10 protein-coding genes are annotated in these 13290 nt (G+C 60.8%); all 10 read right to left on the reverse strand.

Going from position 1 to position 13290, the window contains the following annotated elements; genetic code table 11:
• Nucleotides 1-55 precede the first annotated feature (55 nt).
• Nucleotides 56-721, reverse strand: coding sequence for a TetR/AcrR family transcriptional regulator (locus PV768_RS14020; protein ID WP_104997749.1), 666 nt, complete (start codon nucleotides 719-721; stop codon nucleotides 56-58).
• A gap of 288 nt (nucleotides 722-1009) precedes the next feature.
• Nucleotides 1010-1201, reverse strand: a complete 192-nt coding sequence (locus PV768_RS14025; RefSeq protein ID WP_421093314.1) for a hypothetical protein — start codon at nucleotides 1199-1201, stop codon at nucleotides 1010-1012.
• Nucleotides 1202-4135: an FAD-binding and (Fe-S)-binding domain-containing protein gene (locus PV768_RS14030; protein ID WP_421093315.1), complete on the reverse strand. Its 2934-nt coding sequence runs from the start codon at nucleotides 4133-4135 to the stop codon at nucleotides 1202-1204.
• A 125-nt stretch (nucleotides 4136-4260) separates the two neighbouring features.
• Complete coding sequence (locus PV768_RS14035; RefSeq protein WP_421093316.1) at nucleotides 4261-5229, reverse strand: sugar ABC transporter substrate-binding protein; 969 nt, start codon at nucleotides 5227-5229, stop codon at nucleotides 4261-4263.
• Nucleotides 5230-5294: 65 nt separating this feature from the next.
• Nucleotides 5295-6293, reverse strand: coding sequence for an ABC transporter permease (locus tag PV768_RS14040; RefSeq protein ID WP_234005560.1), 999 nt, complete (start codon nucleotides 6291-6293; stop codon nucleotides 5295-5297).
• Nucleotides 6290-7177: an ATP-binding cassette domain-containing protein gene (locus PV768_RS14045; protein ID WP_234005559.1), complete on the reverse strand. Its 888-nt coding sequence runs from the start codon at nucleotides 7175-7177 to the stop codon at nucleotides 6290-6292. Before PV768_RS14045 ends, PV768_RS14040 begins: the two co-directional genes overlap by 4 nt.
• A gap of 641 nt (nucleotides 7178-7818) precedes the next feature.
• A complete protein-coding gene (gene iolG / locus PV768_RS14050) occupies nucleotides 7819-8826 on the reverse strand; it encodes an inositol 2-dehydrogenase (protein WP_104997744.1) in 1008 nt (335 codons plus the stop codon).
• Between the two features lie 37 nt (nucleotides 8827-8863).
• Nucleotides 8864-10327 (reverse strand): APC family permease, encoded by a 1464-nt coding sequence (locus PV768_RS14055; RefSeq protein WP_421093317.1) that lies wholly within the window; start codon nucleotides 10325-10327, stop codon nucleotides 8864-8866.
• Nucleotides 10328-10472: 145 nt separating this feature from the next.
• Nucleotides 10473-11438, reverse strand: a complete 966-nt coding sequence (locus PV768_RS14060; protein ID WP_421093318.1) for a D-2-hydroxyacid dehydrogenase — start codon at nucleotides 11436-11438, stop codon at nucleotides 10473-10475.
• An 81-nt stretch (nucleotides 11439-11519) separates the two neighbouring features.
• Nucleotides 11520-13280 (reverse strand): IlvD/Edd family dehydratase, encoded by a 1761-nt coding sequence (locus PV768_RS14065; protein WP_421093319.1) that lies wholly within the window; start codon nucleotides 13278-13280, stop codon nucleotides 11520-11522.
• Nucleotides 13281-13290 lie beyond the last annotated feature (10 nt).

Genomic DNA, 13290 nt, shown 5'->3' on the forward strand with positions numbered 1-13290 from the left:
CGGGGCACTCCAAAGCGGCGCTCCTGCACAGAGCGCAATTGTGTGGGCCTAACGGTTAAGTCAGGGCTTGGGTTCTGGTGCCAACTTCAAGAATGGAGCGGCTCAGGGCCACGGCGTGCTGCAGGAGAATTTCAAGTTCCGCGTCGCTGCCGCTCCATGCAGCCCAGCGTCCTGCACCGTCAAGGAGTGTAAAAATCACCCGGGTGGTCTGCCTGGAGAGCGGGAAGCCCATCTCACCGGCGGCAGCCGCATACATGTCCTCGTGCAGCGTCATCCAAGACGCCACTTCCTCGCACACCTCGTCGCTGAGGAAGCGGGCCACCCGGTCAGTTGCAACCAGGAGGTCCCAGAGATCCGCCTCGGGCCGTTGCAACTGCTGGGCGAGGTGGAAACGGACAAGGGCCGCCCAGTACTCCTCCGGGGTCGTGGTGGCTTCGACTGCTATCAGGAGGTCGCGGGCGAACCGATGGGTAAACCAACGGAGCGACTCGGCAACAATTTCGTCCTTGCCGTGCGGGAAGCTTGAGTACAGGCTGGGTGCCTTCATATCGAGTTCCCGACCCAACGTCCTCATGGTCACTGAATTAAAGCCATTGGCAGTAGCTAGGCGGAGGAACGCCCCAAGGATCCGTTGCCGGGCGGGTGTCTGAGATGACCAATCGCGGCTGGACAGGAAATCTCTGACAGCAGCGTTGGCCTGCTCGCGGGGCGAATTGTTCACTTCATCCTCACAGGGCTGGTTGATACCTCCATCATAACTAACGATAGTTAGGTCGGCAGTTCTCCCCCGAGCGCAGGCGCACCTACTGCCCAATCGAAATCTCGGCGGGTGTTAAGAAGGCGCCGCTATGCGCGGCACAAGGAATCTTGACCAGATAGGAATCCCCCGATGTCGGATCACTTTCAAATATCGCGCTATGGGTACTCCGCGAGCATCCGTCTCGGCGCTCAATCAATCGTTTCGGTTTTTGGCATGCCCACACGTCCTGCTTACGAGGCCGGCTCATCGTCAGCCGATGTTCGTGACGAAGATGAAGAATCCCGCCGCGGCGATTAAGAAGGCTGCCGGGCCCGACGGCACAAAAAGGATGCCCCGGATGTTGGCCAAGTTTTGCGGTCGACGGGCGGGCTTGCTCAAATGTGGGCCAATCAAGCCCAACCCGGCCGCTACCAAAATGAGGAAAATTCCGAAGTATTCCACCTACTGTCCCCCGCTGGCATTGTCAGGGTCCAATGCCACGGCGAGGTGCTTGCTCGAGCGCCCGGGGTCTATCTGCGAGACCTGCATGGCGCAACTGAAGCCGTCGGTGAGTACAAGGGCATCAGTGTCGCCTTTTGCGAGAGCCGAGATGACGGAGAGCTCGGCAACTTTCATGGACATGTCAAAGTGCTCGGCTTCAAAACCAAAGTTGCCGGCGACGCCACAGCAAGAGGAGGATTCCACGAGGTTCGGAACTCCCCAGGCTTTCAGGACGCGTTTTTGGGCACCTGAACCGAATACGGCGTGCTCGTGGCAGTGGGTTTGCAGCACAGCTGTCTCGGGGGCCAGCGCCGTGGGCTTCCACCCGTGTTCGACGGCTTCGTCAACAGCGACGGAGAACGAGCGGACTCTTGCCGCGACCCTGGCGGCGGCCGCGCCGCCTACCAGCTTTGGACCTTCATCACGGATGGTCGCGGCGCAGCTGGGCTCGAGGACAACGATATCCCGGTCCGTGCCGTCGTCGAATTTGCCTATCAGCCTGGTCAGCCGCTTTCGGGCGCCATCGCGTTGCCCGGTGGAGATCCACGTTAGCCCGCAGCAAGCATCGGGAGTACACCCAACGGAGTTGCCGACGTCGCGGAGCACCCGGGCTGCAGCCGGGACGACCTCGGGCCGGAAGGCGCGCGTAAAACTGTCGATGAACAGAAGGACGTCGGCGTTGGCCGTGAACCCGGCTTCCCGCACCTGTCGCCGGATTCTGCCGGTCGTTGCAAAAGCCGGAAGCCGCCGTCGCGCACTGATGCCCAACCATTCCCCCGCAAGCCGGAAGGGGCGAAATGCTGTCCCCGCGTTGGCCAGGGGTGCCACCCAGGTCAGCAGCGGGAGCCACTGCGGCAGCCAGCCGATGGAGTAGTGAGTGAAGGGCCGGATGCGCCCGCGGTAATGCTCATCGATCAGTTCCGACTTGGCCTCGGCGATGTCCACGCCGGTGGGGCAGTCGGCGGAACAGGCTTTGCAGGAAAGGCAGAGGTCAAGTGCTTCCCGAACTTCCGGGCTTGACCAGCCGTCCTGGCTGCTGCCTTGGGTCCGGGTCAGTTCCTGCAACACCCGGGCCCGGCCGCGGGTTGAATCCTTTTCATCCTTCGTGGCCCGGTAACTGGGACACATGAAGCCGCCAGTGGCGGACCGGCACCGTCCTACACCGATGCATGCGTGGGTGTTCCCGACGAACGGACTCGCCACCGGGAGGAGAGTACGGTCTCCGGAGGTGACAGTAGCGGCAGCCGGGGTTACGGTCAGCTGATCGTGGGTGGGGCCGGGTGCAACTACTCCTTCCAAGGCCAGCGAGGCGGAGAAAGGTTCCGGGTCGACGATGATTCCGGGGTTGAGGACCCCTGCCGGATCCCAGAGGCGTTTGAAGGCCTTGAAGATGCCCATCATCTCCTGGGAGTACATCACCTCAAGTAATTCGCTACGCGCGCGACCGTCACCGTGTTCCCCGGACAGCGAGCCGCCATGGGCCACAACCAGCTTGGCCGCTTCGCGGGTGAAGTCGTTGAATACCCTGCGCCCGGAGTCACTGCGCAGATCGTAATCCAACCGCATATGGACGCACCCTGCACCAAAGTGGCCGTACATACAGGCCGTATAGCCGTACTTCTTTACCAGTGGGAGCAAGTCAGCCAAGTAGTCAGCAAGCCGCTCCGGTGCAACCGCAGAATCTTCCCAGCCGGGCCACGTTTGCACTCCATCGATCCGTCTCGACGAGAGCCCTGCGCCGTCTTCGCGCACCCTCCACAGCGCGGCCCGTTCCAGGGGTTCCGTGACGATCGAATGGTCAATCACCCGGCCGTCGACGCTGAGCTTATCAACCAGGTCTTCACAGGAGGCGGCCGCCTGTTGAAGGGTGTCATCCGAAAACTCGACCAGGAGAAAGGCCTTGCCGTCCGGCAATGACTCCACGCTGGCCGCTCCCCTGCGGTGCCGCATGATGTCCACGATCGATACGTCAAGGCCCTCGATCGCACTCGGCTTTGCGGCCAGGATGGTCATCACGTCACGCGCGGAATCGATAGTGTTCGCGTAGCCAAGGCACAGCAGCGCGGTGGCCAAGGGCGTTTGCACAAGGCCCAACTTGGCCCGCACAACGATGGCGCACGTACCTTCGCTGCCTGCCAGTGCACTGGCCACGTTGAAACCCTGTTCCGGCAGCAGGTGGCCCACATGGTACCCGGAGACCTGCCGGGGAATGGTTTGCAGCTCCTTCCGGAGGACCGCCAGATGTGCTTTCGCCAGCGCTTGGAGGCCTTCCAGCAGTTCCTTCGCCCGGGCAACAGAATGGACGTCGTTTTCGTCGACGGCGCGAAGGAAATCCCGCCCTGCCCTGAGATACGCGCCGTCGGCCGTGACCAGCTCCACCTCCTGCACGTGATGGGTCATGCGGCCATATGCTACTGAGTGGTTTCCGCAGGCGTCGTTACCGATGGAGCCCCCTACCGTGGCGCGCGTCAGAGAAGAAGGGTCCGGGGCAAATGTCAGCTTGCCTATGGTGGTCTTTTCAACCTGCGCGCGCAGCTCACCAAGGACAACCCCCGCGTCTGTCCAGACCGTCGCCTGGCTGGCATCGAGGGTTTCCACAGTGGTCATGTGGCGGGAAAGGTCGATCACCAAACCGTCGCCTACTGCGTTTCCCGCCATCGAGGTTCCCCCGCCACGAGCGGTGGTCGGTACACCTGCGGCCGAGCATGCCCGCAAAACGTTTCGCACGTCGTCGACGTTCTTTGGGAAGGCGACGGCGGCTGGCCGTACGCGGTAGTTCGATGCGTCATAGGAGTACTCAGAGCGCCTTCGGGAAGAGTCGTCCACTTCGATGCCGTGATCCTTCAACCTGGCGAGCAGCTGCCTCAGTTTCGTGTCACCGTCGTCGTTGGGCATGGTCGAATTCTCCATTCGTAGTGGTCCGCAGGAAGTGTAGGCAGGTGCGGCGTAATCGGGGGTGTGCCAAAACAGAACGGGCACAGCGGATGCATCCGCTGTGCCCGTTGGATTGATGGAACTGCCTACTTCAAGAACTCGGAAAGGTTGTCCTTGGAGATGAGCGTGAACGGCAGCGTGTATCGGTTCTCCACGTTTCCGCCATTAAGGAAGTCAGTGACAACCTCAACTGCCTTGGCACCCTGGCCAGCAGAGTCTTGGCGGACCGTTGCCGACATAGTTCCTGCCTTGATTTCCTGCAGTGCCGGTTCCGTGCCGTCGACACCAACTACCGCCTTGAACTCGGCAGTGCGGCCAGCGTCAGCAATGGCCGAGGCCGCGCCAATGGCCATCTCGTCGTTGTTGGCAACCACGGCATCGATTTGGCCGGCACCAAAGCGCTGAAGAGTATCCTCCATGTTCCGCTTGGCGTCGTCGCGGCTGCCCTTGGCCTGGAACTCCGCAACCACTTTGAAGTTGTCGTTGATCTTGCTGTCAAAGCCACTCTTGCGGCGATCCGTCCACGACGCACCGTAAATTCCGGCGGCGAACACAATGTTGCCGCCTTCAGGAAGCGTCTTGTTCAAGTACTCGGCCTGCATTTCACCGGCCACGGTGTCATCTACACCGATGTAGCTCTTGTATCCAACGTCCGCACCCTCTGCGAATTCTGTGGACAGGATGAACAGCGGGATGTCGGCGGCGAGGACCCGCTTTGCCGCATTTTGGCTGGCTTCGCCGTCCAGGGGCTGCATGATGATGGCGTCGACCTGGCGGGTGAGGAGGTCCTCTACCTGGTTTAGTTCACTTCCGACATCTTTCTTGGAGTCGGTGATGTTCAGCTTGACGCCCTTTTCGTCGGCCGTCTTCTTCATCGCGTCGGTCATGTGGGCCAGGTCCGGGTCCTGCAGGTCAAGCACTACAACGCCAATGTTGTAGGTCTTGTCCGTCCCGCTGCTGTTGCCTGCATTGCTGCTGCCGGCACATCCTGTCAGGGTGAGGGCACCTGCTGCCATCATGGCTAGCGCTGCGGCGATTTTACGTTCCATTCGCATGGTTGTTCCTTTCGGGGGTTTTGACTGTACGCAAGGAGTTTTTTCCTTGTTTTGGGGTGGTTCGGTCAGTCCGACTTCCACCGGTTCAGGAGGACTGCGAGCACCAAAATGATGCCCTGCACGCCTTGCTGGTAGTAGGAGGAGACGCCCAGCAGGTTCATGCCGTTCATCACGACGCCCAACAGGAGGACCCCGATGACGGTTCCACGGATGGTGCCGACGCCGCCGAAGAGGCTCGTCCCACCGATCACGACGGCGGCGATCACCTGAAGCTCGTAGCCGGTACCGGCCACCGGCGCTGCACCATCCAGACGGGCAGTCAGGACAAGGCCACCCAGTGCGGCGGTGACACCGCCGATGAGATAAACAGTGAAAAGTACTCGGCTGGTGGAGATTCCCACTTTCTTGGCCGACTCTTCGTTTCCCCCGACTGCATAGACGTGTGAACCGAACTTGGTACGGCTCAGAACAAACTCACAGATCATTGCGGCCAGCAGAAAGATGATTACCGGGACGGGAATGGGACCGACGAAGCCAGACCCCAGCCATTCCGCAGGGCCGCTCAGGCCGGAAACCACTTGACCATCCGTGATGACCAGGGCCGCTGTGCGGGCTATGGCCATCGTGGCAAGCGTTGCCAGGAAGGGCAAGATGGCGCCCCACACCACCATCGCCGCGCTCAGGAATCCCACGAGCAGGCCAACGCCCAGACCCGCTATCAACGGCAACCAGAACGCCCCACCGCTGGCGGGGGCGAGCAACGCAAACGTCATGCCCGCCAGGCCCACGATGGAGCCGACTGAGAGGTCGATGCCCGCGGTAATCATGATGAACGTCATTCCCAAGGCGATCAGTCCAATGATGGACGACTGCCTGACCACGTTGACCACGTTGTTCAGGGTGAGGAAGTTGGGAGCAGCAAAAGTCAGGAAGGCAATAATCAGTACGAAGAACACGAGGATGCCGTAGTCCCCGACGAAGCGCTTGACCTTGGTGGCGGTCGACCCGCTCTTCAGGTCCGCGGGCCCCAGCTTTGTCTTGAGGTTATCCAATGTCAGGGTCACGAGTCGCTCCCGTTGATCGTCGTTCCGGGTGCTGCCATTGCGTTGACAACGGGCAGGGATGAGGTGGAGCCAATCTTGCGTCGCTCCTCGGGTATGCCGCCACCGTCGTCAACGTAGTCGTCCAACGTGCCGTGGGAAATGAGGTGTGCCACCTGGGACTCGGTGACGTCTCCCACCCGGAAGCGGCCCACCACTTGCCCCTGGCGCATGACGGCGAACCGGTCGGCCACGGCAAAGGCTTCGTCCAGCCGGTGCGTGATGATGATGACGGCTATTCCCAGGTCTTTGAGGCGCTGGGTCACCTCGATGAGCTTGTCCACTTTCGCGACTGAAAGGTTGGCGGTGGGCTCATCCATGATGATCAGCCGGGCATCGAAGGCCAGTGCCCGCCCGATCGCGACCGCTTGTCGCTGGCCCCCGGAGAGCCGCTTGACCTTGAGCCGGGGGTTGATGGGGATGTCCAGGCGTTCAAGCACCCGTTTGGTCTCGACTTCCATTTTCTTGCGGTCGATGATCCGCAGGAAGGGACCGAGGATGTTCTTTTGCGGTTCCCGTCCCAAGAAGATGTTGGTACGGACATCCAGGTTGTCTGCCAAGGCAAAGTCTTGGTACACCATCTCGACCCCCTGGTCACGGGAAGCTGAGGGGGTGGGAAACTCCGTCTTTTTTCCGTCGAGCTCGATGGAACCCCGATCGGGTTGGTAAACGCCCGTGAGTACCTTCATAAGCGTTGATTTGCCGGCAGCGTTGTCGCCAAGCAACGCGAAAGTTTCGCCGGGCTGGACATCGATGCTGACGCCGCGCAAAGCGGACACCGCCCCGAATGTCTTATGTATGTCCTTAAGGGCGACCAGTGGAGGGGTCGCCGGTGGTGCGTCGGTCATCTCATCCTCGTTCGATTGGGCTATGCAAATGAACCGGTGAAACAACTTAAGCGGCGGCGGTCGATCAAATTGTCTTAGTTTGATCCTGCAGTTCAGGGGTAGTTGAAAAGAATCCCTTTATTGCGTGACCCCCACCACACTGTTTCACTTACTTGAACTTTGACGGATTCAAGAATGCGGCATGTGTGCCAATTTGGAACAGCGAAATGAAGCGCCGGAGAATCAGCGTGGATCGTTTCAATTCAGAGCGGTTTCAAGCAGCCACGCTGACCCGAGATTCGGCGGGGACGCCGGCACACTTCCTATTTCAGGCTGTAGCCGAGCTCGTGTGGAGGAGTCGACGCACACCCCCGGGACAATCCACATGACGTCCCTGGGACCTGTCCTCTACGTGTCCGACGAGCGGTACCCCGCGCGGCTTTCGCGAGCAGACCGCGGCCCTTGTCCCTGCCTTCTGACAACCGTATCGTCGACGTGCATTCAGCCGTAACGCCCAGGTCTCCAGAGCCGTGCCGACACCGGCTCACCGCCCCGCCGCTGATTCGGTTGGTTCTGGGTGATCAGCGGGGAAGAGCTTGCCCTGGGCCGGAGATGCTGTTGCGAAACACCGCGGCCCAGGGCAAGCGGCATTGTTGGCTCCTCTAGGTAAGGACCACTTCTATCGCGACCCCAGTCCGGGCGGATTTCTCTGCAGCGTCGGCCAGGATCAGCGCTGCGCGGCCGTCCTCGAAGCCGGGGCTCCGCGAAGGCAGACCGCGTACCGCCCGCAGGAATTCGGCCACCTCCAGGCGGTAGGCTTCCGCGTACCGCTCGAGAAAAAAGTTTTGGTAAGGGCCGATCGCTTCGACCGCTCTGGCTCCCCAGTGCCGAACGAGAGCGTCATTCTTATTGCCCACCTGGAGCAAGCCCGCTGGACCGAAGGCCTCAATGCGCTGATCGTAGCCGTAGGCTGCGTGGCGTGAGTTCACGATGGTCACGAGCTCTTCCTTAGACCCGCGTAGGGTAACCACTGCCGAGTCGAAGTCGCCAGCATTGCGAATGTCCTCGCTGAAGGCGTTCGCGCCGCGCGCCGACACCTCGACAATGTCGGGTATGAAGTACCGCGCCATGTCCAGGTCGTGGATGGTCATGTCCCGAAAAATGCCGCCCGACTGCCTGACATAGGCTGCCGGCGGTTCTCCCGGATCTCGGCTGGTGATGACAAGCTGTTCCAGCGCACCGATCTCGCCAGCTCCCACACGGCGCTTCAGTTCCACGAAGTGCCTGTCGAAGCGCTTGTTGAAACCCAAGGCAATGGGGACATCCGCGGCAGCAGCCTTAGCCCGGATCGCGTCAACGCGGGAAATTTCCAGGTCGATGGGTTTCTCGCACAACACGGGCACACCGGCATCAATGGCTCTCTCCACCAGGTCCACGTGGGTCGCTGTTGGTGAGGCAACAATGACGGCATCGACTTCTCCTGAGGCAAAGACTTCCTCCGGGTCATCGCTTACGCGACCACCGAATTCGGCGGCTGTCTTTTTGGCGCCCTCTACGAACGGGTCACAGACCCAGGCGAGTGTTGCTTCCTCCAAGCTGGCCAAACTCAGCGCGTGGACCTGACCGATGCGTCCGGTCCCGAACAAGCCAATTCTGAGCTGTTGCGTCATTGCAGATCTCCGAACGTGTGTATCTTGAAAGGGAATTTCAATCAGTCTTTTGGCGGCCCAGGCGGGCATAAATGTCCGGGCGCTTGGACCGCAGCAGGAATGCATAAACAATGCCGCCAAAGAACAGGGCAAAGGTGAATGTCATAAAGATCGCGGTCATGATGGCCGAGCCACCGATGAGCTCGGGATAATTGGTGATTGCCAGGTAGGTGATCAGGCCCAGGAACACCACGCTGATCATGGGAGCAACTATGGTCTTCCAGACCGGCTCTGGAGCGAAGCTGCGGCGGCGGACGAAGTAGACGAGAACAGCAAAGCTCGTGATGAACATCAAGAGCAGCACTGCAAAGGTTCCACTGCCGCTGGCAATGGGATACAGCATCTCGGGAGCAACTCCCACCACGGTGAAAATCAGTGTAGCCGCGGCCCACAGGATGCCAACTGCCACTGCCGAAACGTAGGGCGACTTATGGCGGGGGTGGACCCGGCCGAGCGCGGAGGGCAGCGCCCCATCGGCCGCCAGCGAGAAGCTGTACCGGGCGGCGATGTTCTGGATCGAAAGCATTGAAGCCAGGATCGAGGTGATGAGAAGGACCACTGCAATGTCCGCGAAGATCTTGCCCACGAGGACCGTGGCGCCGTCATTGAAGAGGTTCACGGTGTTGGCGGCAGCTTCACCCTGAACTTTCTCTGCCCCAATGAATGTGGTGTAGGCCCAGGCCGCCACGGCGTAGAACAGCCCGATTCCCACTACCGCAATGTAGGTGGCCCGGGGGATGGTGCGGTCCGGATTCTTGACTTCGTCCCGGTAGATCACTGTCGCTTCAAACCCGAAGAAGTTTCCGACGGCGAACAGAAGTGCCAGCCCCAACCCGGCATCCGTAATCCACGGCATAGAGAAGCCGATGCCCTGCACCACCTCTCCGGATCCTGCGGCGAAAGCGGCGACGTCGAAGATGACCACGACTGCCGATTCCAGCAGCATGACGACCGTGAGGACCTTCGCGGAGAGATCAATGCGGTGATAAGCCAGGAGTGTGGTGATACCGATGATGCCAAGCCCATACCAGTACCAAGGGATATCGGGCCCGTTCAACGTGTTCACCACGAAGCTTTGGAGAGTCAAAGCAAAAAGCGAGGGTGCAAAGAACCCAATGAAAACGTATCCGAAGAGGGCCAGCAGCGCACCTCCAAGACCTGCCGGCTTACCCAGACCGGCCGTGACAAACGAGTAGAAACCGCCCGGCGCTTCAACGCTGCGGCTCATTTTCACGAAGCCCACAGAGAAGATCAGCAGCATGAGCGTCACTAGCAGGTAGATGCCCGGTGCCGTGTGCCCGCTGAAAAGAAGCATCACAGGCAAGGTGCCTGCAACTGTTGTCAGCGGAGAGGAAAAGGCGAGCACGTTCATCACGAGCTCACCCACGCCCATGTTGCCGCTGAGCTTGTGGTCCTGGGTCTGGGTCGGCGTTTTCGTCGTACCTCTTGTTGTGCTTGACATGTAATCCTCGTCACGAAATTTTGAGTGCTGAATCACACTACCGACGCGGATCGTGGGAGCACTGTACCAGCTTGGGACACGCGATCCCATGGGGCATTCCGGTCCTGTTTCCAGAACTTCGGAATACCCCATGGAATGCCTTCATTTAGGGTGCGTCAGACGCCAAGGCAGGAGTAGCCGGACCAAGTTTCTTCAGGTCCACCACGTCCTGCAGGGGCTCATGGGCCTTCCATAGTCTGAGATTACGTGCAAAACAATCCACTACTCTTCCGCGCCAGCCAATCAGGTCGCCGGAGGCATGCGGGGAGACGAGGATGTTCCGACGGCTCCACAGCGGGTTCCCTGCATCCAAGGGCTCATGTTCAAACACATCCAGTGCCGCCCCGCCCAGGTGCTTGGCGTCAAGGGCGTCAAGGAGGTCCTGCTCCACCACCACCGCCCCGCGGCCTACGTTGACCAGGCGCGCCCCGGGCCGCATCTTGCGGAACCGCGACGAGTTGAACAGCCCACGGGTTTCTGATGTGAGCGGCAGGGTCAGCACTACATCATCGGCCTGACCAAGAAGCTGGTCAAGCTCATCAAAGCCGGAGATGGACCCCAGCTGCGGATCATTCCTGGCAGACCGGCCCACAACGCTAACGGCCATTCCTGCAGCTCGCAGGAGGAGGACGGTTTCGCGGCCAACCGGTCCCGGCCCCACAACCAGGACTTTACGTCCCAGCAGCGGCTCGGTTTCGCGGTGCTGCCAGGTGCGTGCCTGCTGCAGCTCTATGGTGCGGCGCAGGTCTTTGGTGAACATCAGCAGGACGCCCAGGACCCACTCTGCGATGGGCCGCTCGCACACGCCGCGGGAGTTGCTGACAACGATGTTGCTGTTGATGATTTCATCGGTCATGAGGCTGTCAACGCCGATGCTTGACGTGTGGATCCACCGCAGCTCCCCCGGCCCCACCTCACGCAGGAGATTGGTCCTGAAGTCGTTCAGGAACAGGATCTCGGCGCCGGGCTGGGCGGCCCGGAACTCGTCCGCGGTGCGCACCACCACGACGTCTGCCTCGGCTTCCAACCGTTCAACAGGAGGGCGGGGGCGGCCCTCCTGGACAATTACCATCACTTTTGGTCTTGACACACTTTCCCCTTCCCGGGTCCGCGCCTAGGAGCAGCCCCTGCTTGTTCTTATGTTTGCAGCCGTTTACCAGCCGCCCTGCCAACCGCTCATCAGGCCGTATGGCAAGCGTTGTGGCTCCTCGTCCGGCAGGCCCTTGAGGAAGTCGAAGTCGCAACCTTCGTCGGCCTGGTTCACGTGATCGATGAAGAGCCGTCCGTAGCCGCGCCGGTATTTCGGTTCCGGAAGCTTGAGTTCTGCCAGCCGGCTCTCGATCTCTTCTGCAGGGATGTCCAAGTCCAGGCGCTGGTTCTCAACATCGAGCACGATGGGGTCCCCGTCCCGAACAATCGCCAGCGGTCCACCTACGGCGGCCTCCGGAGACACGTGCAGCACGGTGGTGCCAAAGGCGGTGCCGCTCATCCGGGCGTCGGATATGCGGACGATGTCGCGGATCCCGCGGCGCAGAAGCCTCTCGGGAATGGGAAGCATGCCCCATTCGGGCATGCCGGGAGCTCCTACAGGCCCGCTGTTGCGCAGGACCAAAACAGATTCTTCGGTAATGTCCAAGTCTGGATCGTCAATCCTGCGTCCCAGATCGTAAATGTCCTCGAAGACCACGGCTGAGCCCTTGTGCTGCAGCAGATCCTTGGACGCAGCACTCCTTTTGATGACCGCTCCGTTGGGTGCCAGAGACCCACGGACGACGGCGATGCCTCCGGAGGCATCGAAGGGGGCCTCGAGAGTACTGACCACGACTCCGTCAGGTTCGGGGGCCGAACTGTAGCCTTTCGCAAGGGACTCCCCCGTGACCGTGAGTGCGTCCTTGTTCAGCAGAGGCGCCAGTTCCTTGAGTACGGTGGAGATGCCGCCAACCTGGAACAGTTGCTGCACCAAGTACTCGCCGGACGGACGGACGTTAACAATGCGAGGGGTCCGCTGGGAGATTTCATGGAAGCGGTCCAATGGCAGCTCATAGCCGACGCGCCTTGCGAGTGCCAGAAGGTGCACCACGGCGTTGGTGGAACCACCCACAGCCATCAGGAGGGTGATTGCGTTATCGAAGGCCTCTTTTGTCAATATTTCGCTGGGCTTTGGCCCCTGTGACAGGGCCATTTCCACTGCCCGGCGGCCGGTGGCTTCCGCTGCTTGGGCGCGACGCGCATCTACCGCAGGGATCGACGCAGTGCCCGGCAAACACATGCCGAGCGCTTCGACGAGGGACGTCATGGTGGAGGCTGTGCCCATCTCGCTGCAGTGTCCGGCAGAAGGTTTCGCAGCCGATTCAAGCTCGTCGAAGTCCGCCTCGGTGATCTTCCCTGCGCGGAGCTCATCTGCGTATTTCCAGGTGTCCGTGCCGACGCCAAGTTGCTTCCCCCGGAAGTGTGCGGGCTCTTGGGGCCCGCCGGTCAGCATGATGGTTGGAACATCTGCACTGGCGGCCCCCATGAGCTGAGCCGGGACTGTCTTGTCGCAACCGCCCAGGAGGACGATGGCGTCCAGCGGGTAGGCGCGGATGGACTCTTCAACGTCCATGGCCATGAGGTTTCGGAACTGCATGGCCGACGGCTTCATGAGACTTTCACCCAAGGAAATGGTGGGGAACTCCAGCGGTAGACCACCGGCCATGAGAACGCCGCGCTTGACGGCGTCTGCCAGCAGCTTGAAATGGATGTTGCAGTTGACCAGCTCCGACCAGGAGTTGGCGATGCCGATGACGGGCTTGTCCTTGAGGGCAAAGCGCGAGAAGCCCTCTGCCTGGATCGCTGTTCGGTGAACGAATCCGGTGAGGTCGTGCGGTGCGAACCATCGCGCGCTCCGGAGGTCCTTGTAGTTCGACTCTTCCATGTCTTTTAAA

The organism is Pseudarthrobacter sp. CC4 (genome assembly GCF_048957775.1).
Classification (GTDB): domain Bacteria; phylum Actinomycetota; class Actinomycetes; order Actinomycetales; family Micrococcaceae; genus Arthrobacter.